The organism is Chitinophaga varians, from assembly GCF_012641275.1.
Classification (GTDB): Bacteria; Bacteroidota; Bacteroidia; order Chitinophagales; family Chitinophagaceae; genus Chitinophaga; species Chitinophaga varians_A.
Genome location: NZ_JABAIA010000001.1, coordinates 1031697 through 1057487, shown reverse-complemented (window position 1 = coordinate 1057487; position 25791 = coordinate 1031697). Strand labels below are relative to the sequence as shown.

The following is a 25791-nucleotide window of genomic DNA, read 5'->3' as shown; positions in this document are numbered from 1 at the left end:
ATGAGACACTGGTGCCTTATAGGGTTGTTCGTCTGCCTCCTCACTGTTCCGGCGATGGCGCAGCAGGTTGACTTCTGTGGCGAAGTAGTGCCTATGGAGCGGGACTTTGTATCGTTCCGGCTCATGGACGTCATTAAAAGAAATCTCCGTTATCAGGGATATTTGCCGGCACTTCGTTCCAAAGCGGAAATGTATTTTCCGGTGATAGAACCTATCCTGCAACAGTACCAGGTACCGCTGGATTTTAAATATCTGCCTATTGTGGAGAGCGGCCTTACCAACGCCACCTCTCCCGTAGGGGCACAGGGCGTATGGCAGATCATGCCGGGTACCGCAGCAGAACTGGGGCTGACCGTAGCCGGCAGCTATGATGAGCGTAACCATCTGATCAAGGCCACGCATGCCGCCTGCCGGCTGATACGCATGTTGCACGATCAGCTGCAGTCCTGGACACTGGCCGCAGCTGCCTATAACTGCGGGGCTGGCAATATCTCCAAAAATATCCGCCGGCAGGGTAGCCGTGATTATTACCAGCTGATGCTGAATAACGAAACGGCCCAGTATATCTACAAAATCATCGCCATCAAACAGCTGTTTGAAAGTCCCGAGCTGTATCTGCCTGGCTTTGGCTATAACGTCTTTGCCAAAAGAGACAGCAAAGGCTCTGTATTTGCCAATCCGCAAACACCGCCTCCCGGCAATATCCAGGACTTTAATACTATCCGTATCAACGTAGGGAGAAAAGCATTGCCCAAACAATCCACCACAGTATATACGGCCCGTTTACAAACAAATGCCGCTTTCCGGGACGGAGAGCTGGTCAGCATTCATATGCTCGACAATATGCAGGCCAATGGCGTGTACGTAGGACGTAACGCCAGTTTGTCCGGCAAAGGGTGGATTGTGAGCAACCGGGTATATGTAGACCTCGGCTTTGGTAATACCGTAGTGCTCTGCGCCACAGACGGTAAAAAAGGAGTGCCGCTCGATCTGTTAAAGACCGGCGGCGAGGTAAGGTTACTGAGTACAGATGCTCACATCAGTACATCATTGATGAATACACGGAACGGGAATGTATTGGCGGATTTTTCTTCCAGCTGGAGCAGCAGTTCCTCTTTTAAATAATGCAGATTGGCGGACGGATATTTGGCAATGGGCTGTAGCAGTTGCAGCTTGATGTCCATAGTCCTTACATACCCCGCATTGCCGCCAGGCTGAAGGCTCACGCCTTTGCCCACCGTAGTTGCTTTCAGCTCTTTGCCGAAAATGGTACGGCACAGCGCCTTGATATCTTCCGGCGTTACAACCCTGTTATGTGACAGCAGGTGAGCGCGATAGAGGTTGATTTTCTCATCGATGTTCAACCTGTCTTTACCGCCTTGCGTATTGGTCAGCAGCGTAATGCTGCCTGGTTTGGTTTGTATGCTGCCATATTCCAGCAATTTGCTGCCCATGCGGATGTTGTTGGCAGCAGTACCGTTGGTGGAATAGAACTCGATGAAGATATAAGCCGCATTTTCTTTGGGCTTCACCATCACGTACGGAATATTCCCTTTATTTGAACCGGGTTGCAGTTGCTCTTCCAGTGAAGCGATCAGCTGATGCAGTTCCCGCATGCGGTTGGTGACGTAGTCGTTTTTCACTTCTTCAAACAGCGAGCTTTCATCCCGTATCACTTCCATGAGATAGGCGATCACTTCTTTGGCCTCGCGGGTGTCAAAGCGGCCGATGCCGCTGCTGCGGACTACCAGTTCCCCTTCCTGCATCTGTCCCGCAGTGGCGAAGTTACGTACATAATAATCGGTGCCTTCCAGGTCGTATACCCTTTTGATATCGAAGAAGATGTCCGGTGTCTGGAGGGGGATGATATTGAGATAACGGTTCAGTTTCAGGGACTGTTCGTTGTTCTTTTTGTTGATAACGGGGAAGCAGTTGATGCTGCAGTATAAATCCTCCAGCAGGGTGTGGTGAAGCGCTTCGGGGAATTCGATGCGGACCCATTGTATTTCTTTCTGCAGTTTCTCGGCTTCCTGTCCGAAGGTGCTGACCAGTATGGCCGGCAGCGGTGAAGCGCCTGCCTTGTGGGTACGTGTGTCCGTAATCGTGAGGAAGTGTTTACGGAAGCGTTGCAGTATATGCTGGCTGTAGCGGGCGTTGGTGTCCACCGCCACTTCCACCATTCTTTCAATTTCTTCTTCGTCAACAGGGCGGCTCTGATGGTAGCCGGCTTTTACGGTCACTTCTGTATCGTTGATAAAGAAACGGGCCAGTGGCAGGTAGTGGTAGAACATTTCCTGCTGGTGGATATTGCGCAGGTCAAAGAAGAAGGACATGCCTTCGTAGCTGAGGCTGGCGTCCTCGAGGGAGAGGCCCAGCCACAGGTGGTTGGGGGCCGCATCGGGGAGGGTATGGCCTTGCAGTATTTGTTCCTTGAACCAGTTATCGCGCGTTTCATATAGTTTACTGCCGATGCCCAGGTATTGCACATGGCCTTTGAAGAGGCGATGTGTGGTGACCGGGGAAAAGAACAGGTCCTGGCTGTTGTGCCCGGCTTTTGTATGATGATAGAATTGATGATCGGCCTGGACGTCAGCGATGGTTTCGGTAGACATGGCATGGAGGATACCGAAAGCAGGCTGGCTGCTGGTGATGGGCTCCGGCATCATGATCTGGGCCAGTCTTTCCACCAGGCGGGCGTGCGAGACGTCCACTTCGCCTGATATTTTTTCCAGTTCGCTGGCACAGGCTTCCAGCAGGAGTTGTACTATGGGGTCAAAAGAGGTTTCCACTTCCGCGTCGGGGTATCCCCACAGGCGGGCAGCGGTTTTCAGCATACGGTCTTTTATCCTTTCTTTTTTTTCTTTCATGTATCAGATGGTTTCGCGCAAAGGCGCTAAAATTCCTGGACAGTTGTTAATCATACGACAGCGGGCTGATATAGAAATAGCTGGTGTACTGGAAGGGGTTGTTGTTTTTTGCCAGTGTGCCGCTAACGGTGACCCGTATCTTCTTTTTCATTTTGCGGGCGGGTGTCATCAACAGTTCTTCCTGGTTGACGGCCGCTACCACCCGGATTTGTGCCAGTCTTTTTTCATATCGTGATACGGCTGTTTTAACCGCATTTTCGATCTGTTCCTTTACTTCGTTGTTGGAGGCTTTGATATCAAAATCGCTGTCCCACCACTGACAGCCGTACTGGGGGTCGTCTTTGTTTTCCCCCAGTACAGTGGTGATCAGCAGGTGAATATGTTGTGCTACGGATTCTTCCAGGTTGACAGCGGGCACATCTTTCTTTTGCAGCAGCTGGGAGAAGTCCATGGGTAGCTTATAATACTTTCCTTTCATGGGAATTGCTTAAAAAATACCCAATAGTTTTTTCCTGTCATACATGATCCTGATTTCTTTCACGCATCCGTTGGCGTCTTTGATCAGGTTCACTTTTTCTATTTTGAATTTCTTTTTGCCGTATATGCGTGAGCAGAAGTGGGCGAAATTATCTGTTTCCTTGTCATTGAGCAGTACGCGTGCAGACAGGTTATCGCACAGGTACTTGGAGAAGTCGCCGGCGCTTTTCTGTTTGGTGGTCACCTGGGTGAGCATGAACAGGAATTCGTCGTCTGCCACGGCTGGCGCGGTGGGGCCTTTGGGTTTTTCAGGCTCAACGGGCGGCGGCGGTGGCGGTGGCGGGGTGAATCCCGGATCGGGGGTCGGGTCTACAGCCTGCGGCCTGGCCGGGAAAACGGTGATACGTTTCATCACCATATGGGCCGTGTCGCCATTGACGATGAGGGACAAGGTCCTTTCGCCGGGCGAGGAGAACGTGTAGGTAACGGCCGACTGGGAGTGGGCCTCAGCGTTGTCCTGCAGGAGGCGCCATGTCCAGCTGTGTGCACCCGGTGTTTTGTTGGAGAAGGTTACCGGTCTGCCGGCAAACACTTCACCCGGGCCGTCTATCACGGGGAAGATATCAGGATGTGCTTCCGTTGGGGCGGCTGGTGCAGCGATGATGATAATTTCCTTGTTCCAGGCGCATTTGCCGGAAATGAGCGTCACCATATAACTGCCGGGTTTGTTGAACGAGTGATATACCTGCGCGCCGGTTTGCCGGGCGGAGGAGTCACCAAATTCCCAGGAGAAGTTGTTTCTTTTCTTGTCCTTGTTGTCGGCATTGAAGGTAATGACTTCGCCTACCGTGTAGGCTTTGCCGGAAGTATGTTGTTTGTTGCTGAGAACAATATCAGTGGTGGTGCAGTCTTCCTTTGAATCCAGCTGGAATGCAAGCAGCACGATGCTGACCAGGAATAAGCCAAAGAAAGTCCACAGTACCATGGGGTCAACATGACTGGCAATTTTCCCAAAGGGTCTGAACGAATTTACCTTATGTTCATTTTCGGGTTTACGGGGGGCCATTGGTTTTTCAGGTTTTACAATTTCAGAATCACAATTTTACTGTTTTTTTGGATAACTTGCCTATGTAGCCGCAGCGTTTTTTCTTTTTTCAAAATTTGAGTCACATATAAATGTAATATATTATTTTTGGGGCAGATAGTTAGCCCGGATAACCATAGGAACAGTTGAGATTAGATAGTTATGCTAACGACGGTGAGCCCGAAAAACCTAAAATAATAACCTCATGGTAAATAACGCCCAGAAAGCGGTGGTATTGGAAGAAGTGATCACACATGTTGCAGCGTTTCCTTATGATGTAAGGGCGGAAGTGGTAGTGGGCGAGCTGCTGGATAATCAGGTACGCAGGGATGAAGTGGTGGTACAGTTAAAGAACGTGTTTACCCGGTCATTTAATAAAGATATTCTCCATGTAAAACTGGATGACAGTCAGCCATATCAACCATATGTGGTGATGTCGCTATCACGGGATGGCATATATGACCGTTTGCCGGAGGGTTTGTTTCATGAATTCTCTGAGCAGCGCGGTAAAACGCGGGGAACGGTGGACATGGTGGCCCGTTATAAGCGGCAGCAGCAGGAAGAGTTGCAGGCGCGGCGTTTTTTCCAGCCATTGGAGAATGAGTTTTTTCTGCAGCGGGTATTTCTGGAGCAGCGGGAGAAACATTTGTTGTTTGATGTGTTTGGTAAAGATGCCGACATGTTGTTCAGCCAGTTCTGGGATTTGCCTGAGGGGCTGCCTGGCGCTGCGGCCAACAGGCTGGTGAAGCTGTTGCCATATATGCACCGTATAGCCGGCAATTACCGGATGGTCCGGCTTTGTCTGCAGCTGGTGTTGGAGCAGGAAGTAGAGGTAAGCGTGGACCATACGCCGCAGGCTGTACGAACGGAGAGCGGTGTGCCGCTTGGTGAATGGCGGCTGGGGGTTGACAGTATGGTGAGCCAGGTGTTTTATACCGATATGCCCAGGGCTACGGTGACCATCGGTCCGCTGCAACGCCAACGGGTATATGACTACCTGCCATGGCAGCCTTATGGCCGCTTGCTGGAAACCTGCTACGGGTATCTTTTTCCGGCGGATATGGATATTAACACCGTACTGGTGCCTGATCCGGCCGACAAAAAGAAGCCCCTTTCCGATCAGCATGCGGAAGACGGGCTTATGGGATATAATTTTTTCCTGTAGACACCTTTTTTGTGCTGATGTGGAATTATTTTTGTTAACATTGTTGACGCGTAAAAAAACGCTGTTATGTTAAAAACCCAAAAAAAAGAAAAACCTGACATACCGGAAGAGCTATGAGATACACCGCTAAATTCTATTTGATGTTGGCCGGCGTTATGGCCGTAGGATCAATCATAGTGGCTTTGCTCAGCAGATACATTAAAAATTTCAGTCTTTTTAAAAAGAAGGCACTGTGGTATTTAGCATGTATGACGCTGGTATTTGCCGTGATTAGTTCCATCCCTTTCCTATTTACCCACAAGAACCTGATGGACCAGTATCTTTTTTACCAGGTATGGTTTCTCGGGCTGGGGATATTGCACTGTCACTTTATGTATACCCGCTTTTGGGCCAATGAAACCACGTTAGGGTCTGAACTGGCCTTTATTGTTGCGATCTGGTTGTTTGGCGGTGTCGGATTTGTACTGGTGAACCGTTTCCTGGACAAAGACGCCTTTCTTTATTACCCCATGCTCACCAGTATGTTTTCATTTGTGTTGCCCACTTTTGTTTACAAGACATTTGAGCGGATGATGGCCATCCCGGTGAAGGTGCACAAGTGGTGGCAGTACCCGATGTATAAAGAGGTGCCGGAGGTGAATGACGACGATATGCGTGATCTGATCGTTATAGGGCTGGAAATGGAGAAGGGCAATGGTGACCGTAACCGGACCTATTTCAGGGCCCGTACGCCTATTAAAATGGACCTTGGCGACCTGTTTTATCATTTCATCAATGACTATAACGACCGTTACCCGAATACGCCGATTGATTTTGTGGACGATAACGGGCAAGCCTATGGCTGGGTGTTCCACCTGAAGCCGAGGTGGTTTGGCGCTGCCAAAACACTGGACCCTCATAAGGCCGTGTTTATGAATGGGATCAAAGAGAACAGCGTGATCATTTGCAACAGAATTATGTTATCCTAAACGTATTATTATGGCTGAGCCGTTGAAACATTTTCCCGTGAACTGGGTGGACGGGATGAAGATAAAGAAGCAGCATTTTATCGACACTGAAAATGCGTTGCTGGACCAGATCAGGGACGCCCTTGCCTGTGGAGTGAATGCCATTAACTATGGACTGTTGCCCCCCAAAGCAGAACATAAAGAGTCCCTGCGTTGCTGGTTTGTGACCGACAATCAGCACCTGTGGCGTATTAAGCTGACAGAATGCAGGGCGGTGACTCCTGGTGGCGCCCGTATTGAGATACCGGAGCATACCGTGCATTCGTTGCGTTATGCCACCACTTTCCCGGAAGCTACTTACACCTGGGAGCCGGAACATACAGAGAGCACCTATTATGTGCTGATCCAGATAAATCCGTTTAACCGGCAGCCGAGCGGTGAGCCGTTGCTGGAAGAGGAGCCGCCACGCCTGCCATATGCCACGCCTGAATACAGCCTGTACGTATTGCCTGCCTCACAAATGCCGCAGGGACAGCTGGGCAGCTATCAGGCCGTACTGGCCAAGATAACGGTAGCAGACGGACGCCCGCAGATGGACGATGATTATATCCCGCCATGCAGCATCGTGGTTGCGCATCCGGCCCTTGTGGACCTGTATCACGAACTGGACCAGTTCCTGGGTCAGATGGAATTGTATGGCGTGCACATTGTGCAGAAAATCTATGGCCGCAACCAGAACAACGACCTGGCACTGGTGGTATTATACATCACGGAGAAAATGGTACAGTTCCTGGGCACACGCATCACGCAGTTCCGTTGGCTGGCGCTCAATCAGCCACCGGCACAGATGCTGGAAGTAATAGCCGGACTGGCACGTACCATGAAAAATGCGATCGACCAGCGGGCCGGCGCGGGTAAGGAAGAACTGCTCAATTACCTGTCTGAATGGTGTGAACTGCGACAGGGCGAACTTGAAAACCTGATGGTGAATTGCGCCAATATCCGGTACAAACACCTGGACGTGCGGGAGTGCCTGCAACCCATGATCCCGTTTGTACGGGCGGTGAATAAACTCTTTGAAAGCCTCAGCAGGCTGGATTATATCGGCCGCAAACAAGACAGCAATATCTTCGTGAAAGAAGAGTCTGCGGAAGATTCCGAATACCTGCGTAAACACAAAACCAAACGCTGGTTCTTTACGGACTGATAATAGTAGTTGCAGGCTTTTGGCAGACAGCTTTTGGTGTTTTCATTTACCGGGTAGTGAATGGGTTTCGCCGGAAGCTGCGTCCAGAGCCGGGGCCGGCAACTTCCATGATATTAAACTTATCTAAACCAATAACAGCCTAAAAGCTCAGATTCGTATGCAAGTATTAAACAAGCAGGAGAGAACAACGTCCTTCCTATGGTTCCTGTTATTTTTTGTGGTCACGGTAGCACTGTTTGTGCTGGCCATCTTTTTTAATTACCAGGTGCCATCCAGGGAGAACGCCTCACTTCGCAAGGAATTGACTGCTTTCCGCCAGGAGCAGGCGTTTCAGGCAGAGTTTCTGCAAAAGCTGGATAAGGTAAAACATAACCTGGACTCCATCAATCTTCCTAACCAGAACGCTAACTATATGGACCAGGTGATAGCTGGTTCACTCGCAGAAATGCGTAATTCCATTCCAAAAGATGTGGTAACACATTATGCATTGTATGACAACATCGTGCAGGCATGCCTGTCATTGCAGCAAACCAAACAACAGCTGCGTGAGTTGCAGAATGCGCAACAGAATATAGCAGGACTGAAAGAACAGGTGCTGGACCTTACCAGTAAGCTGGAAAGCAAAAGCAGGGACCTTGATAACTGTCGCCAGATGATGTTGCTCAATAGCCGTACGCACTAGTTACAGGCGATTGTTCTCTTGAAAAAAATTATTGTTAACGCTGAAAAAAAATGGTTAGGACAGTTGACATAAAGAAAAAATAACCGTACATTTGAAGCTCATACTTTTTCCTTTTTAATAGGTATTTTTCTTTATTGTAACCTTAAAAATTAACCCGACATGTCCTTCAAGTCAGTCTTTACAGTAAATGGAGAGAACTACAATGTTCAACACGTCTCCTACGACCTCAGCCAGGAAACAGATGCAACAGGCCGCCCTTCAGCGATCACTCGCGGCGGACGCATCAGAATGACCGTAGAGTCAACTGGTAAAACAGAGCTCTTTGAATGGATGGTAAACAATTTCGAAAGAAAAGACGGTACCATCACTTTCTACAAAAGAGACACTGATTCCAAACTGAAAACGTTGGAATTCAAAGAAGGTTACCTGGTTAAGTTTGAAGAGTCTTTTGACTACGAAAACAAAAACCCGATGGTTATCACCTTCACCATTTCCGCCCGTGAAATTAGCATGGGTAATGCAAAACATGTTAATGAATGGGTGTGATAAACTCCAGACATTATTGAATTAGCAGGAGGGGCTTTCTTAGGAAAGCCCCTTTATATTTTAGGAGAATTTCTTAGCCGGCTTTTGATGCCTGTATCACCTGTGTTACCTGCTCCCTATATTGGCCCCTGACAGTGAGCAGGATAAGCTGTCTGCATTATGCCCTCCCTGATTATTGCAAACTACCTACTGCCATAAGGTAACAGTAGACAAGATAAATTTACTGCGGCATGCCCTCTTTGGTTATTGATAAGCATTAACTGCCATAAGGTAACAGTGAACAAGATAAGTTGTCTGCGGCGTGCCCTCTTTGCTTATTGATGAGCATTAACTGCCATATGGTAGCAGTGAACAAGAGGATGTCTGCGGGCATGCGCTTTTCGTTTATTGATAAGCATTGACTGCTATAAGGCAGCAGTCAGCAAGGCTCCCTCATTTGTTAAACATTGACTACTATAAGGAGTAGTAAGCCAGTGTTGGTGTTTGCATCTTTCCTTGATCATTGACTGCCTTAAGAGAATAGGAGACAGGAAACTACCTGTCAGGCCTATATGAGGTTGCTGAGAGCGGATGGTGATAGGAGTGTCTTCTCTGGCATTAATATGCCTGTTGGCAATAGTCATCAATTGCCCCATACAGGTACGAGAGTTTATTAAATACTGCCGGTATTTCAATTGTTTTCGTATAGCCGGTGTAGTTAGTGCGAACATGTGGTACGATTGCCTGCCATTTGTTTGCCAGCAACATGAGGTAGAATAAATCATTACAGAAGTGGGATAATTGTGTATATTTCTGCATGATTTATACATCACTAGCAGAAAAGGATATCCTGGATTTATTATACCAGTTTGAGACGGGTACGCTGCCTAAGTCAGCATGGACGCATGAAGCGCACCTTATTGTGGCTATTGCATACAACGTGCTTTATGGAAGAATAACGGCATTGGACAGAGCAAGGATAAACATCCGTCGTTATAACGAGGCGGTAGGCACACCTAATACGGACCATGGCGGTTATCATGAAACGATTACCTGTTTCTGGATCTGGCTGGCAGACTGCTTTTTACAGGCGCAGGAAGATCAATCAATAGAAACGGTTTGTAATACGTTTATGCGTTCACGTTATACGGACAAACAGCTGCCACTACGGTACTATAGTGCAGCGTTGCTTTTCTCCACAGCCGCAAGGATGGCCCTGGTGGAACCTGATATATCTCCCCTTTATATAACGGACGTAACCACAGAAAAATAAATCATGTATAGATCGACGTTATAATATTTAAAAAGCTGTGTTGTCTGTAATTGGCTGCTGAAGCCTGTTTGCGGGGCTGGGTGTGGAGGGTCAACGCCCCAATCTGTGTATGTGTTAACCCGTCGTTACACATGGGTGGATGTTTTAGGGAGGTGTGTAAGTGCTCTGAAAAACAATCGTTTAGGTGTTTTGTTAGGAACTTTGGTATACCAATTGCAAAATGTCGGTTAACCAAAACTGATATTATGAAGTCAATGCTTAAAGTTGTTAGCCTACTGCTGTTAGCCGTTTTATTGTTTGCCTCTTGTAGCAAAAGTACTGACCCTGCTGATGTAGATATTTTTGCGGGGACTTTTAAAGGAAAGATCAGTTACAGCGATGGGACAACAAATGTCACAAAATCGGATGGAAGTGTTTTTGTGACAAAAGTGGGTACGCGTTATGATTTCCGGTTCTCTGACGGCATCCCCGATCTTACCGGCGTTGAATTTGAGAAAAAAGATGATAATACCATGGTGAATATTGGATCTTCCGGAACAGGTGTCATTACCATTAACAAAGACAAACTGGTGATCGGATTTACCAGAAACAACCAGGTATGGGGAGCAGATTGTACGAGATAGGTTTCCGCATAATAGTTGACAAAAAGCAGCCGGATATTAACTATCCGGCTGCTTCATTTTAATTGACAGCATTAGTCAGCTCTGTTAAGAAGTTGCGCATGTGCGAGGTAGCCGTCGACGCCTGGAATCGGATAGACATCTTTTCCTGTGGCAGACGTTTCTTCGTATTTGGTTTTAATACGCAGGATAAAATCGCCTGAAGCGGGATTTCTGGCACTGAGCAAGGCCCCGAAGCCCCGTTCAATATACACTGTTTTGGTAAATGTGCCTTTACCACTGATTGCCCAATCTTTGAATTCCGTACCATGATTTCCCGGTCGGTCTTCATGCATCTCGTTGTACCGAACGGTGGCAAATTGTACATCAGTAAATGATTGGACCTCATAGGTGACAGCTACCATTTCAGGTTTGGTGGGTTGTTCTACCGGCGCTATCTTGTCATTTTTTTTGCATGCTATTGTCAGTGCCATGGCTGACAGCAATAAATACTTTTTCATGGTTTCCTTGTGTTGTGATGTTAATTGGTTGAGACTGGTTGTCTCACCGAAATTATGCCAGAACAACACCGGCTTTTCATGTAGGGCAGTTAAATCTGAGACAGGATAAGATGCTATCGAATGGTATGACAAAAAGAAAGGCTTTCCGTAATATTGACTGAAACCTTTCTTTATCGCCTTATTTTTCCGCGTTTTTCTGTAACCAGTTTAATCGACGCTGATCGGGGAGATGAGTAACCGTAAAGTTCTCAAACTTCGCCTGGAATCCCTTGCCATCAGGCGATGCGGCCATTAAGCCGATCATCACGGGATGATTGTCTTTTAGTGGTGCATTGCGGGTCATGACATAGTTTTTGTCATCATAAGAGTAATAGATCTCTACGGCGTCCAGTTTTCTGACGGCTTTTATCCAGATGAACGGCGGCGTTTTATCCAGTGGCAGCACGCTCCAGTCGCTGGTTTGGTTGGTGACCACCGTGCTCACATTAAACTTGCCGTCATAAAACTCTATGCCTGTTTTGATATAGTGTTCCTGATCAATCCTGATCATCATCCCCATCTGATCGAATCTTGCCTTGTAGTCGCCGGTCAGTTTTACCTTCGCTTCAAACTCGCCCCCGTAGGTAGCATAATAAAAAGGGGCATCATCTACCGTAAAACCATAGTGTGAGATACGCCAGTAGTCCGTCTGGGCAGTAACAAACATGGAAAGGGAATTTTGTTTTATTTCCCATTTGGCGGGCTCGTTAAACCACTGCATTTTCTCCAGGGTTTGCGCTGAAAGCGTGTGCAGCGCCGTCATCATCCACACACTCAAAATTAGTTTCTTCATACTTTATTACAATTTGGATCGGTTTCCGCTGGTACCGGTTATTGCTGTTTGCGCAAAGGTAAAATCCTGTAAATGAACAGACAATGGTTAAAAATAACCATCTTTGCTTATCATGAACATCCTGGACACGCTCAACGACTATTTACTGCTGCAAAATTTTGATGACAGCGATGCGTCTGTGAAACTCTCCCGCTCGCAGATGATTGCGAAGGTGTATGCACAGGTGGAGAATTCCATCAGTGTATTAAGTGACCTGAAGCGCAATAAAAGCTATATCTATACCGGTGGAGCGGCTGTAGCACTGGGCATCGAAAGCGTAACAGGCATGAAGGAAATCGGGTCTATCTGGGAGGAAGAGATCCTCCGGAGAATAAAAGAAGAAGACCTGATAGAAAAATATGCGCTTGAGCTGCGTTTTTTCCACCTGCTGAAAAGCCTCCCTGTAGCGGAAAGGTCCGATTATCAGCTGGTAAGCAATCTCCGTATGTTGGACAAGGACAATGTTTACGTAGCGGTGAAGCATCGCATGTTTTATATCCAGAGCCTGGAAGACGGCAGCATCTGGCTGGCTTTGTGCCTGTATAACCTTTCATTTGAACCCAATGGGGCTGCGGCTTACCACGGATCAATTGTCAACACCAGAACAGGGGAAACGGCGGGAGATGGCATGTATGCGGTGAACGATATACTGACCAGCCGGGAGAAAGATATATTGATGATGATCAAAAAGGGAAAGAAAAGCAAAGAAATTGCGGAGCTGTTTTCTATCAGCGTAAATACAGTACACCGCCACCGGCAGAACATCCTGGAGAAGCTGCATGTGACTAATTCCATGGAAGCCTGCAGGGTGGCGGAGTCGCTAAAGTTAATCAGTTAACCTTCTTTAGCCAGTATGATGATGTCTTTGGCTTCAATGGTAGGCGTGGTGTAGCCGTTGATCGTAACGTTGATCATGGCTTTTCCCACTTCTTCCAGTGTAATGAAATAGTAGGGAAAGATAGCCCTGAACACATACAGAAAACTGAAGGCCCTGTAAATAGGTTTGAGGTTCCTGGCGCCTTTGGTGGCTTTCATAAATGCCGGGCGGAAATTATAGACTGCTTTGAACGGAAGTTTGGTCAGATCGTTTTCTGTTTTCCCTTTCACGCGTGCCCACATTAGTTTTCCTTTTTCGGTGCTGTCTGTCCCGGCGCCGGACACATAACAGAAGGTCATGCCGGGGTTAACGGCTGCCAGGCTGCCGGCGAAATTCAGCGTGAGCGTATAGGTGACAGCGTAGTAAGCCTCTTCCTTCATGCCCACAGATGAAACACCCAGGCAGAAGTAACAGGCATCGTATCCTTTCAGTTGGTCGACAATGGGAGATATATCGCTGAAGTTGTTGTGAAGGATTTCTGTCACCTTCGGGTGAACAACCCCGGAAGGCTTTCGATTGATCAGTAGAATTTGCGCTACCGCAGGATTGGCGATGCATTCCTGCATTACTCCTTCTCCCACCATACCGGTAGCCCCGGTGATGATTACTTTTAGTTTCATGGATGACAGTTGTTAGTGTTGTAATAATTTCTCCCACCATTTTTCCCAGGCTTTGACGGGATGATCGAGATCTGCTATTTCACCGATTTGCGGCGTAACGACAGGTATATGCGCCGCTTCCGCCAGCAGTGTTACCTGATGAAGAGGCTCGTACCACGGATGCTGCGCCAGTTTGAATTTGGAATGATGTACCGGCATGAAGGCCGCGGCGTTGAGTTCCCGGGCCTCTTTGACCACTTCTTCGGGAAGGGAGTGGATGTAAGGCCATCGTTCATTGTACTGTCCGCATTCCAGTATGGCCAGATCGAAAGGGCCGAAGCGTTCCCCGATTTCTTTGAACTGGGGACCGTAGCCACTGTCGCCGCCCAGGAAAAGCTTTTTGGAAGGTGTCTGCAGCACGTAGGATGTCCACAGGGAGATGTTGCGATTGAACAGCCTGCCCGAGAAATGCCTGGCCGGTGTCAGGGTAACCTGGAAGCCTTCAAAGGGGCTGATGCTTTCATACCAGTTCTTTTCTGTCAGTTTATTTTTATCCCAGCCCCAGTATTCAAAATGTTGTGCAACGCCCAGCCCGCAGATTACTTTTCCTGTTTTGGGTTGTAGTTGTTGAATGGTTTGATAATCCAGGTGGTCCCAGTGATCATGGGAAATCAGCAGCAGGTCTATGTCCGGCAAGTCATCGACCTGATAATGATTGGAGCCGGGAAAGGCTTTTACCGATCCTCTTACCGGCGACGCGTTGCCGCTGAACACAGGGTCTATCAGTAATTTCTTTCCATCTACCTGAATAAAATACGAGCTATGCCCAAACCAGACCAGTACATTTTCCTCCGGCCGAAGGCGTTTGAGATCTGTTTGAATAAACGGGATGGGTGATGTTGGCTCTGTGTCGGTATGTTTGCCAAAGAAATGCCAGAGCACTTTCAGCATGTTTTGTCCTTCTACCAGCGCCGGTGTGAGCAGCTGGTTGAGGAACTGTCCGTTTTTGTAATTGGAAAGTGTGCCGAAATATGCTTTCCTGTTGTTGTCTGGCGCCTGGCCATATTTTTTCTTCATTAATCCAGTTTTAGTTTTTCTTCTTCCAGATCGATGTGATGCAGGAATTTCCGGATGATCTCTTCATCTATCCGTGCTTCTGTTTTGTTTTTGTTTAACAGGAACGTGCGTTGTTGTTCCAGAATATTTTTATAGATCGATTTAACGTTTTCCGGCACGACCACCGTTTTATTGAACTGCAACTGGTTTTGCCATTGGAGTGCCTGTTGTTGCAGATGGAGGTTTTGTTCCATGTCTGCCGGGTGATGTTCCTGTAAATAGGCCAGTGAGGCACGGGCCAGCTCTTCGCGGATCATGATTTCCGTTTCCTCTTCCGGCAGGTGGTCGTTAAAATCCGGGAGCTTTACTTTCCTGATCAGTATGGGGAGTGTGAGGCCTTGCAGCACCAGTGTCACCAGGATCACGATGAAGGTGATATACAGTATCAGGTTGCGTTGCGGGAAGAGGACGCCGTTGTCGAATGTTACCGGAATAGACAGCGCCGCAGCCAGTGACACCACGCCCCGCATGCCGGTCCATCCCAGGAGGAGCGGTGCTTTAAAGCCGGGGTTCCTGTCGGCCACCGTAATAAAGCGGCCGGCTACGACAGAGGTGACGGCTGCGCCGTAACCTGCCAGCATCCTGCCTATGATTAAGGTCGCGGTGATCAGCAGTCCGTACCCGGTGGCCTGATAAAAGCTGATACCTTCCGCTTTCAGGCCTGCCGTTATTTCGGGCAGATCGAGGCCGATGAGGATAAACACCAGTCCGTTCAACAGGAATACCAGGCTTTGCCAGACGCTTTCGCCTCTTAGGCGGGAAGCGCCGCTCAGGAAGCGGTGCCGGTGATAGGAAAGGAAAAGGCCGCCGCTGACAACCGCCAGTACGCCGGAAGCATGAGCAGCTTCCGCGCCGATGTACATAGCATAAGGCGTGACGAAGGTAAGGATGATGTCCATGTTCACGTCCGTAGGCAGCCATTTATGGAATTTGATGAAGACCAGTCCAATCAGCAGGCCGATGGCAACGCCGCCGGCTATCATCCATACAAAGCTGAGGGCTGCCTCGTGCAGCACAAACTGGCCGGTGGCCACCGCCACCATGGCAAACCGCATAATGATCAGGGAAGAGGCGTCGTTGAGCAGGCTCTCACCTTCCAGTATAGAGGCCATTCTTTTCGGTACTTTGACGAATTTCAGGATGGCGGCGGCGCTCACCGCATCGGGCGGAGAAACGATGCCGCCCAGCAGGAAGCCGAGCGCCAGCGAGAACCCCGGGATGAACGCATTGGAGACCAGCGCTACCGAAATGGCCGTGAGGAAAACGACCACAAAAGCAAAGCTGCCAATGATCCTCCGCCAGTGCCACAGCTCTTTCCAGGAGTTGGCCCAGGCAGCCTCATACAAAAGCGGAGGCAGGAAAATAATGAAAATCAGCTCAGGGTCTATTTTGAGGACGGGGATGCCGGGGATGAAACTGATGGCGAGGCCGGCCAGTACCAGCAGTACCGGGTAGGCCACTTTGATACGGTTGCCCAGCATGATTAATAATACTATCAGAACGATAATAGCCAAATAAAAAGGAAAATGATCGAGCATGCAGCGTTTATAGTTAAAGGTTGATTAAAGCACTCTCCGGATTAAGATTACATATATTAAATTTAGTGCTTTAAATCGTTTCTGATAGTGATAATTTAAGTTTAACACATGGATTGCCAGATTGAGGACGAATGAGGGAGCGGGATATTTTAATTGATTTTACTTTTTATCACTAAGGGCCGGCATAAGCCGGCCCTTAGATTTCGGAGAAACCTTAATGTATATATTGTAACTGATGAAAATGCCGTGTATACATGACAGTTACCCTATCATGCCTGCTGCCTGGTGGGTTATTGATACAGGTATCTCAATGCAATGATGTCGTTAGCATTGAAAGGACGGTTTACGCCGTTAGGAATACACGCCAGCATCCAGCTGTTGGGATCTCCGCCGGTGGGAGTGCCCGGGATGTTGATGGCGCCTACGCCGGCAGTACCTTCGTTGCCGCCGGAACCGCAGCTGTAGGCACGGTTGAAGTAGTCGGTATGTCTGAAGCCGATAGTGTGGCCGATTTCATGGGCAATAACGGTAGCCAGATAGTTCTGGTTTGGATTGCTGCCCAGGGCATTGGCATCAGAGTTCAGCAGGATTGGGCTGGGAGGGTTGCCGGTAGAGCAGTTGGGGAAGCCGGCAGATTGTCCCAGGACACCGGCGCCCAGGCTGGCATACCGGATCTGGACCTGACCACCGCTGGCTACGCGGGTAAACTTCAGCCGCAGGTTCAGTGCGTTGTAACGGGCGATCGCAATATCTGTTGCGCTGGTATAGCCGGATGGCAGGCCACTCACCGAAACGGTGATGGTCCTTGGCAGGCCGGTGATCAGGCAGCTGGTGCGATATTGCTCGTCATTGGCAATACGTAATACAGGAGAATTGGGTTTGTAATTCAGTGATTCGTGTGTCAGGTAGATATCACCTTCTACTACGTAACCACCTTCTACAGTGCGAACATTATCGGTGTTGTATCCGAGGCTGGCAATCTGATTTTTTACGGCGTCGGAGACTTTTGATTGTTCTTGCTGAACAAGATCCTGGTTGTTATCTCTTTTACAGGAATACACCACTCCACAGAGAATGGCAACCATCAATGAAAGGCCGGCGGCCTGTTTAATAGTAATTTTCATTTGTCAGGGTTTGAGGGTTTGGGTTTACATCAATACTGAAGCAGGTTGACAGATTTTGGTTGCTATCATTGAATTGGGCTATCGATTTTAGTTCGCTACAGATATATGTATAAGGGCTCTCGTTGAAATGAAGATAGACAGTGTCACTGCATTGTGTTTGCAAGGCAACTGTTTTTTTGTTTTCCTGTAAAGGAGTAATGTTATTGTTGGAAGGAGTGCGAATGTTCGTTAACAATTCGTTTGGTTATTCAATTGTTAACGGATGGTTGTCTGTATATTGGCCGTGGTGGCTGTTTTAGAAGTATTTTAATGATGTAGAAAGTACCCTTTTTTTGATCACTGACGGCGATCGTTATACGTTAAACCGGTAAAATTCCACTTTCCCTATCTACTTTTAATAATTGACAAAAAGTTTTCGCATCGGGTGAAAAACAGTGTTAACTTTATTCAAGATTCAGATACGCTACCAAGAACATTTCCATGTTGTAAATGCTGGCAACGTTAATGACCAAACCGAATACTTTGACTTCTTGTATGCAGATCGATAGTTGGGCAACATTTGCCAATTCATCGAATTTCTTAACTACCTCCGGAGGTTAAAACAGGTAGTACTAAAATCAATCATAACAATGGTATTATAGTCATGTGTCGGCGACGCTAACATCCCTCATGTGCACCGGGAAATATGCACGCCCCTCGTTCTAACCAATGCCAACCTGGCTTACTTTCTTTTCACCATGATCGCATAATGACAGCATTGCCATCAGGCAGTGTATTGCCCTCCTACCGTCATGGTATACACTCTTCATGATTGCTTACAGCTAAAGGGTCACGCCCTTTTATCCTTATACCGTTTATTTCTAAAATGTGTGTTTATGAAGCGTTGGAGTTTTACTTTGTTGGTGTTTTTTACAGGCCTCTCTGCTGCATTTGCTCAACTCAAAGTTGGGTCTAACCCCAGTCAGATCAATAAGTCTTCCATCCTTGAACTGGAAAGTACCCGGCAGGGTCTTTTGCTGCCAAGGATACCAGGCGCCAATCTTACCGCGGCGCCATTGAACACTGCGCCTGATGGTATGATCATTTATGTGACTGATTCTGCCAGTCTTTTTATCAGGAAATACGGGCAGTGGCAGCGTATGTCTGCAGACAGCATCAGCACCTGGAACATTACCGGCAACGCCGGAACAGATTCCACCAAAAATTTTCTGGGTACCACCGATCAGCAACCGGTGATCTTTAAAACCGGTAATACAGAGAGAATGCGCCTTACGGCAGGTGGCAGTTTTACCATGAGCGCCGGTACCATACCAGCGGGTACCAATCAGCTGCAGGTACTGGTGATAGAACCCACCACAGGACAGGTATTACAACGTACCATATCGGCAGCTGCCTTCAGTAATGCCATTGCCTCGCTGAACGGGTTAAGAGACACTGCTCAGACATTTGCCGTGGACAGTGCTGTAAGTAAAGATTTTACCATTAGTTCCGCGAATGGTGTGCACACATTTAACATACCAACACAGACAGGCACCGGTGCCACCTCACGCGGGTTATTATCTTATGGAGACTGGCTGCGGTTTGATTCCTCTGCCCGATTCCAGATACTACACACCTTATTTGCTGTTACACCCGATGCTAACGGAATCAGTGTCAGTAATGGAACCTTAACGCTGCATGCAGCAGACGCCACTAATCCTGGTGGTGTTTCTATAGCGGACCAGACTTTCGGCGGTAATAAAACTTTCCAAAACAATCTGCATATCATACAAAATACTACTGTTGACGGTAATCTGCTGCTGACCACCATCGGTACCGCGGCGCCAACAGACAGCAACAATGTGCTGATCCGGCGGTCGGATGGCACAGTGGTGCAAAGGTTTTTGAACAATAGTGCTTTCAAAACACTGGTCACCGGTAAAAGCCCCGGATCGGTGAATGATATCAACATCGACAGCAGCTCCGCCACGCAGATGGTGATCAATATTCCTGACGCCTCCACCACGGTAAGGGGCGTGGTGAACCTCCTCAGCGGACAAACCTTCGCCGGTTATAAGAGCTTCCGGGATTCGCTGGCAGTCGGCGTAGCGGAAGGCACCAAAGCCAACTCCAGTTTCCAGGTCAACGGCTCTATGTCTACCAACCTGACGAAGGTGACGAGCAGCTATGCCGTCACCGCGGGCGACAATACCATCCTCGCTGATGCTACCGGCGGCGCGCTGACTATCACGCTGCCCAGCCCTGGCACTATTGCCGGCCGCATTTATACCATCAAGAAAATCGGCAGCGGCGGTATCGACAAAGAAGTGACCATCGCCACCAGCGGGGGCACTATAGACGGTTCCAGTAACTATATTATTTACAACGACTGGACGTTTGTGACGCTGCAGACAGATGGCACAGACTGGTACGTGATTAAGAAGTAGTGATGTATTGCTACTGCTTTCATCATTCAACTAGCTGTTATGGGAAGTACATTTCATGTGTGCCGTCTGGTGGTTTTACTGCTGCTGCTGCCGCTGTTTGTTGTTGCGCAACAGTTAAAGCTGGGCAGGAACCCCGCCGTCATCAATAAATCATCTGTGCTTGAGCTGGAAAGCCAGTCACAGGGATTGTTGCTGACCCGGATACCGGATACGACAGTAGCTCCGTTGACCACAGCACCGGATGGTTCCATTCTCTTTTATCAGGGTGATAAGAGTCTGCGTGTGCGTAGCAGCGGCGCCTGGAGAAAAGCGCTTTTTGCGGTGGATACTACTGATATAGCAAATTTTTTTCTTAAAGTACGCTCCCTTTTTAGCGCCGGTAGCGGGATAGTTTACAATAATGTTACCGGGGTTATTTCGGTGTCAGGTTCTGCGGGAGGAGCGTGGCTGCTGGGCGGCAACGGAGTAGCAGCTTTGCAGAACCTCGGCACCACTACCAATTTTGACCTGCCAATTATCACCAACAATACCGAGAAAATGCGCATCAGCGCCACAGGCAGTGTAGGCATTGGTTCCAGCGCCTTCAATGCTACCAACCCGGAACGCCTCCTGGTGGACGGTGGAACATCTACTTCTAATAACCTCATACGCGGGCAGGGCAACGTAAACAGCAATTTGCAGCTTAGCATCCAGAATCTTCATGGAGGCCAGAGTGCCCGGACAGATGTTGTGGCTTATGCCAATAATGGTAACACTTCCAACAACTTCATTGACATGGGCATTAACTCCGGAGGATACAGCAATGCTACGATCATCGGCAGTACCAATACCGCTTACTTATATGCTACCGGGAATAATTTTGTGATCGGTAACGCCAGCAATAATAAGAGCCTGATATTTATTACCGGTGGTATCGCCGCTGCTAATGAGGCCATGCGGATAGACGGAAGCGGTAATGTTGGTGTCGCTAATACGGCTCCGGCAGCAAAACTGGATGTTGGGGGGAATTTCAAACTGGGCGCCAGTGGCACCGTCATGAGCAGTATGATCAAATCCAATTTTTCATTGTCAGACAATGTCACTAATATCACGAACACGGTCAGTCTTACGAAAACGGCAACTGTTACCGGCGCCAATCTCAATGCCTCAGTGATCGTGAACCCACGGAGCGCACTGCCACAGGGACTGGCCATCGCTTATGCCTTTGTGAGCGCGGTGAACACCGTTACCATCAATATTATCAACAGCGGCGCAGGTACCAGTGGTAACCAGAAGCTGGGTAGCGTCACCTTCGATGTAACCATTATCAATCCCTGATGCGTAACAGTATCATTCATATGGTTGTATGGCTCTTAACAGGAGCGAACGTATGCGTTGCGCAGACAGGCGTATATGTGCCGCAGGGAGGTGATATCAGCGTGCATGCACAGGATACGGTGGCCATCTTCAGTGATGTGAAAAATGATGGCCGTTTTGGCTCTTTGAAAGGAAGTGTGGTGAATTTCTACGGGAATAAATGGGAAAACGCCAACGGGGCGGTTTTACCGGACGAAAATGAATATAACAACACTCACCAGCAATATATGGGCGGTACCTTCCGCTTCCTGCAGGTAAAAGGTATTAACAACGGAGCACAGCATATCTACGGGGGCTACAGCGCCAGCGCCAACGCCGGTGCGAGCTTTCCCAACCTTAGTATTGGTAATGTGAATGATGTTTACCTGGATGATTTAAGCGACCTGAAAGTGCGCTATCATCTCAACTTTGAGACGGGACACCTGCTGCTGAACGGTTGGAACCTGGTGGTCGGGGATGGTCATCCCGGTGATATTACCGGTTATTCTGACAAATCCTTTGTCGTAACAGGTTCCCAGCCGGGCGGCGGTTTTCTGTTCCGGGAACAGATCGGCGCTGCGGACAGTATGGTAGTATTTCCTGTTGGCACCACGACCGGCAGTTATTCGCCCATGGCATTGAGGAACAATGGCAGTACACCGAAAACCATACAGGCCAGGGTGTTTGACAGCGTTTACCGTTACGCGCTTTCCGGGAATATGGACGCATCCGGGTTTGTGTTAAAAACGTGGCATATCAAACAGGACTCCGGCGCACTGAACAATGTAACCGTAGTGTTACAACATCAGGCGGCAGATGAAGGCAGTAATTTTTCGCTTAATCGCGACAGCAGTTATATCACCCGCTATGACAGCGGGGCCGGATGGGACACCGTGGCACCTTCCGGTGTGAGGACTCCCGGAACATTGACCAGCGGCACGCTGCAACGGAATACCTACCTGAATGGCCGTACTTTCCGTGATGGTGGAGAAATCAACACATACCTGTCGGTAGCGACATTTAAGAATTTCACTTCTGACGTGGCGCTCTTTTTTGAAGCTTACCGGGAAACCATTCAATGGGTAGGCACCCATTGGCGCTCGACGAAAGAACTGAACCTGGACCATTATGAAGTACAACGGCGACGGGAGAACGAAGACAGTTTTTATACCGTGGCAAGCGTTGCGCCACATAGCCTGAACGGTACCAGCAACGGTCCGCTGGACTATTATTACCGGGACGACGACATGTATGACAACTGGACCTACTACCGGCTTAAAATATTCGGTCGCGACGGCAAAATATCTTACAGCGCCATTAAGCCGGTACCATGGCTGATCCAGGTCAATATATCGCCTAATCCCAATGACGGTAATTTCCGGATAGAACTGGTGGGCATACATCATCAGCTGCGCATGGTGATGCATGATGTGGCCGGCCGCGAAAGGGACAGCCGGATTATTAACAGCAATATTACCATGATATCAAAGGCAGATTTGCCTTCCGGATTATATATCCTGACATTTTATGACATAGAAGACGAGAATCGTGAGGTAGTGACCAGCAAAGTGGAAATTGTTCATTAATCAAATGAATGTGCGGTCAGCGTAGCGCGGAGCCATCGTCTGACCTGTATTTTCAAAAATTAAAATAAAAACCACTCCTAGTAAAACCAGCAGTAAGCCCAAAAAAAAGCCTGTGTACCATCACAGGCTTTGCTTTTTTTGTAAATGGTTAGGAATGTTAACATTTATTTTTAAATCAATTTTTTGTTTTTAAAATTTATTCTATATTTAGAATGAACTACTATTCCGGATAATAGCCATTAATCAAGACTCAATAGCCCGATCATTGACGAAGCCCTTTTAAAATTTCCTGGTGAATCCCTCAAATGCACAACCCTCAAATGTCTGTCAAACTCAAGCAGGAAAGAGGTCCTCTTTCATGCATAATAAACATACACGCAGCCCCATTGTTTCTGCATCTTTCCGGTTGATTGTTCCGTACGCATGGACGGACGAATAACAATGCCTTTTTATTGCTTTTATGTCATGTGCTGCTGACGTGCAGCCGCAGGGTAGCTCATGCCCTGAAGGCGGCACTATTGGCTCCCGCCTGAATATCTCACCTATATAAATATCGCTTATGGACAAAACAACAGCAGGACTGAATGAATTCCTCGCTATTTCAGTACCGCTCACAGGCTACCCGCGGATATCCCTGATAGCCACCGGAATGGCGGATGCGTATCTGAGTACCGTTCGCCGTATAACCGGCGAGGAGATGACCAATGAGTATCTGACCCGGACAGCCGTCATTTTAGATGTTGTGGGCGGCAACGAACCGGCGCTTGACCGGGAGATCCGGCAGCAGTTACTCGCCAGCCTGAAATACGGGCCTCTCACCCGTAATATCATCCAGATGTGGTACTGGGGCGCGTGGCTGCCCTTACCGCCTGCATGGATGGCGAAGTATGGCAAGGACCACAAAGGAAATGAAAACCACTTTGTGTCCCCGGAAGCTTATCAACAGGGGCTGATATGGAACGCCATGGGCAGCCATCCTGAAGGCTCCAGGCAGCCCGGCTTCGCTTCATGGAGCATAGCTCCACTGCCGGAATAACGATCAGGTATAAACGGATACATCTTACTAAAATCACCACAACAATGGAAAACAAAGAATATGATGTAGTCATCGTAGGCTCCGGCATTGCCGGGTCTATCGTCGCCAAAACCCTTACACAGGCCGGTAAGCAGGTATTGCTGCTGGAAGCCGGTCTGGAAGCCGGAATGGCCTTCGATACCGAAGGCGCGTATAAAAATTACCAGGATTACATGCGGTCGTATTATACGGCGCTGGCCAAAGTGCCCAATGCGCCCTATCCGGACGTAAAAGACGCACAATCGCCCAACGTGCTGGACATGGCGCAGATCAACGGTACGCTGGACAAAGGATACTTTGTGCAGAAAGGCAAGTTGCCTTTTGCCAGCGATTACGCCCGTGCGGCTGGCGGCACCACCCTGCACTGGCTGGGCACCTGCCTGCGTATGCTGCCCAATGATTTTAAAATGCGCAGCGTATATGGTCAGGCGGTGGACTGGCCTATCAATTACGCCTATCTGAAACCTTATTACGAAATGGCTGAACGGGAAATCGGTGTCGCCAGCGATGTAAGTGATCAGCGTTATCCTAATGTGGGGGATGATTTTTTTGGCAAAGAGTATGTATTTCCCATGTATAAAATTCCCCAGAGCTATATTGACAAATCCTTTATAGAAGGGCTGGCTGGCCTGGAAATTTCCCTGAATGGCGATACCTACCTCCCATGGTGTACCAGTACGCCACAAGGCAGAAATTCCACGCCTAATGAAAAGTACCGTCATGCTGCCACCGTATGGAACACGACGACACAAAAGCTGGAGCTCCAGGCTTTCCCTAAAAAAAGCGATGTGTACGTTCCCGTGGGCGCCATCTGGGACCCTTACGCCGGGCAGCGCTGTGAGGGCAATGCCAGTTGTGTGCCCATCTGCCCTGTCCAGGCAAAATACAATGCATTAAAAACATTGAAGAGCGCTAAAAAAGAACATCTGACGCTCATTAGCCAGGTAGTGGCCACAAAAATTAATATCGATACCAGCACCGGCAACATCACGGGCGTAGCGTATAAAAAATATGAGCATCCTGACAGTAAGAACTATACAGAGGGTGTGGCCAAAGGCAAGATTTATGTGCTGGCAGCCAATGCCATCGAAAATGCCAAAATACTGCTGGCGTCAGAAGCTTGCAAAAACAGCAAAGTGGTAGGATGTAACCTGATGGACCATGCCGTATTGCTTACCTGGGGACTGATGAAAGACAAAGTATATCCTTTCAGAGGCCCCGGCTCCACTACCAACATTCCTACTTTCCGGGACGGTAAATTCAGAAAAGATCATGCTGCCTGGATATCACCTATTGACAACTGGGGTTGGGGATGGCCTACCGGTTCTCCTGACACGGACCTTGACCATGCCGTGTCCACGCTCAACTTGTATGGTAAAGACCTGCGGAAGCACATTGGTGACCAGTTGTCCAGGCAGTTACTGCTACATTTTGAATGTGAGCAGTTGCCGGAAAAAGCCAACCGTGTCACCATTGATAAGAATTACCTGGACAACATCGGCAACTACAGACCGGTCATCACTTATAACGTGGATGACTATACGCTGAAGGCGTTCAAAGCCTCCAAGTCGGTGTCTGACCAGATTTTTGCCGGCATGGGCGTGCAGGATTATACCAACTATCCGTCTAACGAGCCTGACTACACGACCTTTGATAAACAGGGATACGTTTTCCGGGGCGCAGGACATGTGGTGGGTACGCATTGCATGGGCACCACCAAGGAAAATTCCGTGGTGAACGATAAACAGCAGGCATGGGACCATCAAAACCTCTACCTGGTAGGAGCGGGCAATATGGCCACGCTGGGGACTTCCAACCCAACGCTTACGCTGGCGGCATTATCATTCGCAGCGGCAGAAAACATTTTGAAGGCACTTAAATAATTGTTTATCTAAAT

The 25791-nt window shown here is 48.5% G+C and carries 24 protein-coding genes; 14 read left to right on the top strand and 10 right to left on the bottom strand.

Translation table 11 applies throughout. The features are described from left to right. Positions 1 to 1125: a lytic transglycosylase domain-containing protein gene (locus HGH92_RS04270; RefSeq protein ID WP_168869511.1), complete on the top strand. Its 1125-nt coding sequence runs from the start codon at positions 1 to 3 to the stop codon at positions 1123 to 1125. On the opposite strand, the gene HGH92_RS04265 is transcribed toward HGH92_RS04270, so the two are convergent. From HGH92_RS04265 to HGH92_RS04255, 3 genes are read right to left on the bottom strand one after another with little or no spacing between them, the layout of a single operon-like run. After that, positions 1035 to 2867: a type VI secretion system baseplate subunit TssF gene (locus tag HGH92_RS04265; RefSeq protein ID WP_168869510.1), complete on the bottom strand. Its 1833-nt coding sequence runs from the start codon at positions 2865 to 2867 to the stop codon at positions 1035 to 1037. The two genes, HGH92_RS04270 and HGH92_RS04265, sit on opposite strands and share 91 nt — an antisense overlap. Positions 2868 to 2913: 46 nt before the next feature. Next, positions 2914 to 3345: a GPW/gp25 family protein gene (locus tag HGH92_RS04260; RefSeq protein WP_168869509.1), complete on the bottom strand. Its 432-nt coding sequence runs from the start codon at positions 3343 to 3345 to the stop codon at positions 2914 to 2916. 9 nt (positions 3346 to 3354) lie between these two features. Then, complete coding sequence (locus HGH92_RS04255; protein ID WP_168869508.1) at positions 3355 to 4410, bottom strand: PKD domain-containing protein; 1056 nt, start codon at positions 4408 to 4410, stop codon at positions 3355 to 3357. Positions 4411 to 4633: 223 nt separating this feature from the next. Here HGH92_RS04255 and HGH92_RS04250 point away from each other — a divergent pair, with 223 nt between their 5' ends. From HGH92_RS04250 to tssD, 5 genes are all read left to right on the top strand, one after another. Further along, positions 4634 to 5593: a hypothetical protein gene (locus HGH92_RS04250; RefSeq protein WP_168869507.1), complete on the top strand. Its 960-nt coding sequence runs from the start codon at positions 4634 to 4636 to the stop codon at positions 5591 to 5593. Positions 5594 to 5706: 113 nt separating this feature from the next. Continuing rightward, complete coding sequence (locus tag HGH92_RS04245; RefSeq protein WP_168869506.1) at positions 5707 to 6561, top strand: TssN family type VI secretion system protein; 855 nt, start codon at positions 5707 to 5709, stop codon at positions 6559 to 6561. A 10-nt stretch (positions 6562 to 6571) separates the two neighbouring features. Next, the gene (locus HGH92_RS04240; protein ID WP_168869505.1) at positions 6572 to 7747 is read left to right on the top strand and encodes a hypothetical protein; all 1176 of its coding nucleotides are present in this window, start codon (positions 6572 to 6574) and stop codon (positions 7745 to 7747) included. 157 nt (positions 7748 to 7904) lie between these two features. Further along, positions 7905 to 8429: a type VI secretion system TssO gene (tssO, locus tag HGH92_RS04235; protein WP_168869504.1), complete on the top strand. Its 525-nt coding sequence runs from the start codon at positions 7905 to 7907 to the stop codon at positions 8427 to 8429. Positions 8430 to 8588: 159 nt separating this feature from the next. After that, a complete protein-coding gene (tssD, locus tag HGH92_RS04230; protein ID WP_168811288.1) occupies positions 8589 to 8975 on the top strand; it encodes a type VI secretion system tube protein TssD in 387 nt (128 codons plus the stop codon). A 597-nt stretch (positions 8976 to 9572) separates the two neighbouring features. Here tssD and HGH92_RS04225 read toward each other — a convergent pair. After that, positions 9573 to 9773 carry a hypothetical protein gene (locus tag HGH92_RS04225; RefSeq protein ID WP_168869503.1) on the bottom strand — a complete coding sequence of 67 codons (201 nt, stop codon included), beginning with the start codon at positions 9771 to 9773 and terminating at the stop codon, positions 9573 to 9575. On the opposite strand from HGH92_RS04225, the gene HGH92_RS04220 reads away from it, so the two are divergent. Next, a complete protein-coding gene (locus tag HGH92_RS04220; RefSeq protein ID WP_168869502.1) occupies positions 9772 to 10227 on the top strand; it encodes a hypothetical protein in 456 nt (151 codons plus the stop codon). The genes HGH92_RS04225 and HGH92_RS04220 overlap by 2 nt on opposite strands. A gap of 245 nt (positions 10228 to 10472) precedes the next feature. Then, positions 10473 to 10850 (top strand): hypothetical protein, encoded by a 378-nt coding sequence (locus HGH92_RS04215; protein WP_168869501.1) that lies wholly within the window; start codon positions 10473 to 10475, stop codon positions 10848 to 10850. Between the two features lie 71 nt (positions 10851 to 10921). Here HGH92_RS04215 and HGH92_RS04210 read toward each other — a convergent pair whose 3' ends face one another. Both HGH92_RS04210 and HGH92_RS04205 read right to left on the bottom strand, forming a co-directional pair. After that, entirely contained in the window at positions 10922 to 11347 is a 426-nt protein-coding gene (locus HGH92_RS04210) for a hypothetical protein (RefSeq protein WP_168869500.1), read from the bottom strand. A 178-nt stretch (positions 11348 to 11525) separates the two neighbouring features. Beyond that, positions 11526 to 12179 carry a DUF1349 domain-containing protein gene (locus HGH92_RS04205; protein WP_168869499.1) on the bottom strand — a complete coding sequence of 218 codons (654 nt, stop codon included), beginning with the start codon at positions 12177 to 12179 and terminating at the stop codon, positions 11526 to 11528. Positions 12180 to 12291: 112 nt separating this feature from the next. On the opposite strand from HGH92_RS04205, the gene HGH92_RS04200 reads away from it, so the two are divergent. Then, positions 12292 to 13056 (top strand): response regulator transcription factor, encoded by a 765-nt coding sequence (locus tag HGH92_RS04200; protein WP_168869498.1) that lies wholly within the window; start codon positions 12292 to 12294, stop codon positions 13054 to 13056. Here the strand turns inward: HGH92_RS04200 and HGH92_RS04195 are convergent. The 4 genes from HGH92_RS04195 to HGH92_RS04180 all read right to left on the bottom strand — a co-directional run bounded on the left by HGH92_RS04195 (position 13053) and on the right by HGH92_RS04180 (position 17472). Further along, positions 13053 to 13715 carry an epimerase gene (locus HGH92_RS04195; RefSeq protein ID WP_168869497.1) on the bottom strand — a complete coding sequence of 221 codons (663 nt, stop codon included), beginning with the start codon at positions 13713 to 13715 and terminating at the stop codon, positions 13053 to 13055. The genes HGH92_RS04200 and HGH92_RS04195 overlap by 4 nt on opposite strands. Positions 13716 to 13727: 12 nt before the next feature. Continuing rightward, positions 13728 to 14771, bottom strand: a complete 1044-nt coding sequence (locus HGH92_RS04190) for an MBL fold metallo-hydrolase (RefSeq protein ID WP_168869496.1) — start codon at positions 14769 to 14771, stop codon at positions 13728 to 13730. Further along, a complete protein-coding gene (locus tag HGH92_RS04185) occupies positions 14771 to 16324 on the bottom strand; it encodes a Na+/H+ antiporter (protein WP_247654824.1) in 1554 nt (517 codons plus the stop codon). Before HGH92_RS04185 ends, HGH92_RS04190 begins: the two co-directional genes overlap by 1 nt. Positions 16325 to 16638: 314 nt before the next feature. Beyond that, complete coding sequence (locus tag HGH92_RS04180) at positions 16639 to 17472, bottom strand: M57 family metalloprotease (RefSeq protein ID WP_168869494.1); 834 nt, start codon at positions 17470 to 17472, stop codon at positions 16639 to 16641. An 875-nt stretch (positions 17473 to 18347) separates the two neighbouring features. On the opposite strand from HGH92_RS04180, the gene HGH92_RS04175 reads away from it, so the two are divergent. The 5 genes from HGH92_RS04175 to HGH92_RS04155 all read left to right on the top strand — a co-directional run bounded on the left by HGH92_RS04175 (position 18348) and on the right by HGH92_RS04155 (position 25777). Next, complete coding sequence (locus HGH92_RS04175; RefSeq protein WP_168869493.1) at positions 18348 to 19898, top strand: hypothetical protein; 1551 nt, start codon at positions 18348 to 18350, stop codon at positions 19896 to 19898. Between the two features lie 39 nt (positions 19899 to 19937). Further along, positions 19938 to 21215 carry a hypothetical protein gene (locus HGH92_RS04170; protein ID WP_168869492.1) on the top strand — a complete coding sequence of 426 codons (1278 nt, stop codon included), beginning with the start codon at positions 19938 to 19940 and terminating at the stop codon, positions 21213 to 21215. Beyond that, a complete protein-coding gene (locus HGH92_RS04165) occupies positions 21215 to 22819 on the top strand; it encodes a T9SS type A sorting domain-containing protein (protein WP_168869491.1) in 1605 nt (534 codons plus the stop codon). Before HGH92_RS04170 ends, HGH92_RS04165 begins: the two co-directional genes overlap by 1 nt. 559 nt (positions 22820 to 23378) lie before the next feature. Next, a complete protein-coding gene (locus HGH92_RS04160; protein WP_168869490.1) occupies positions 23379 to 23855 on the top strand; it encodes a hypothetical protein in 477 nt (158 codons plus the stop codon). Positions 23856 to 23899: 44 nt separating this feature from the next. Further along, positions 23900 to 25777 (top strand): GMC family oxidoreductase, encoded by a 1878-nt coding sequence (locus tag HGH92_RS04155; RefSeq protein WP_168869489.1) that lies wholly within the window; start codon positions 23900 to 23902, stop codon positions 25775 to 25777. Positions 25778 to 25791 lie beyond the last annotated feature (14 nt).

Bases quoted from the DNA above. Each gene is read 5' to 3' on its own strand.
- HGH92_RS04270 (WP_168869511.1), top strand. From the start codon at position 1: ATGAGACACTGGTGCCTTATAGGGTTGTTCGTCTGCCTCCTCACTGTT.
- HGH92_RS04265 (WP_168869510.1), bottom strand. From the start codon at position 2,867: ATGAAAGAAAAAAAAGAAAGGATAAAAGACCGTATGCTGAAAACCGCT.
- HGH92_RS04260 (WP_168869509.1), bottom strand. From the start codon at position 3,345: ATGAAAGGAAAGTATTATAAGCTACCCATGGACTTCTCCCAGCTGCTG.
- HGH92_RS04255 (WP_168869508.1), bottom strand. From the start codon at position 4,410: ATGGCCCCCCGTAAACCCGAAAATGAACATAAGGTAAATTCGTTCAGA.
- HGH92_RS04250 (WP_168869507.1), top strand. From the start codon at position 4,634: ATGGTAAATAACGCCCAGAAAGCGGTGGTATTGGAAGAAGTGATCACA.
- HGH92_RS04245 (WP_168869506.1), top strand. From the start codon at position 5,707: ATGAGATACACCGCTAAATTCTATTTGATGTTGGCCGGCGTTATGGCC.
- HGH92_RS04240 (WP_168869505.1), top strand. From the start codon at position 6,572: ATGGCTGAGCCGTTGAAACATTTTCCCGTGAACTGGGTGGACGGGATG.
- tssO (WP_168869504.1), top strand. From the start codon at position 7,905: ATGCAAGTATTAAACAAGCAGGAGAGAACAACGTCCTTCCTATGGTTC.
- tssD (WP_168811288.1), top strand. From the start codon at position 8,589: ATGTCCTTCAAGTCAGTCTTTACAGTAAATGGAGAGAACTACAATGTT.
- HGH92_RS04220 (WP_168869502.1), top strand. From the start codon at position 9,772: ATGATTTATACATCACTAGCAGAAAAGGATATCCTGGATTTATTATAC.
- HGH92_RS04225 (WP_168869503.1), bottom strand. From the start codon at position 9,773: ATGCAGAAATATACACAATTATCCCACTTCTGTAATGATTTATTCTAC.
- HGH92_RS04215 (WP_168869501.1), top strand. From the start codon at position 10,473: ATGAAGTCAATGCTTAAAGTTGTTAGCCTACTGCTGTTAGCCGTTTTA.
- HGH92_RS04210 (WP_168869500.1), bottom strand. From the start codon at position 11,347: ATGAAAAAGTATTTATTGCTGTCAGCCATGGCACTGACAATAGCATGC.
- HGH92_RS04205 (WP_168869499.1), bottom strand. From the start codon at position 12,179: ATGAAGAAACTAATTTTGAGTGTGTGGATGATGACGGCGCTGCACACG.
- HGH92_RS04200 (WP_168869498.1), top strand. From the start codon at position 12,292: ATGAACATCCTGGACACGCTCAACGACTATTTACTGCTGCAAAATTTT.
- HGH92_RS04195 (WP_168869497.1), bottom strand. From the start codon at position 13,715: ATGAAACTAAAAGTAATCATCACCGGGGCTACCGGTATGGTGGGAGAA.
- HGH92_RS04190 (WP_168869496.1), bottom strand. From the start codon at position 14,771: ATGAAGAAAAAATATGGCCAGGCGCCAGACAACAACAGGAAAGCATAT.
- HGH92_RS04180 (WP_168869494.1), bottom strand. From the start codon at position 17,472: ATGAAAATTACTATTAAACAGGCCGCCGGCCTTTCATTGATGGTTGCC.
- HGH92_RS04175 (WP_168869493.1), top strand. From the start codon at position 18,348: ATGAAGCGTTGGAGTTTTACTTTGTTGGTGTTTTTTACAGGCCTCTCT.
- HGH92_RS04170 (WP_168869492.1), top strand. From the start codon at position 19,938: ATGGGAAGTACATTTCATGTGTGCCGTCTGGTGGTTTTACTGCTGCTG.
- HGH92_RS04165 (WP_168869491.1), top strand. From the start codon at position 21,215: ATGCGTAACAGTATCATTCATATGGTTGTATGGCTCTTAACAGGAGCG.
- HGH92_RS04160 (WP_168869490.1), top strand. From the start codon at position 23,379: ATGGACAAAACAACAGCAGGACTGAATGAATTCCTCGCTATTTCAGTA.
- HGH92_RS04155 (WP_168869489.1), top strand. From the start codon at position 23,900: ATGGAAAACAAAGAATATGATGTAGTCATCGTAGGCTCCGGCATTGCC.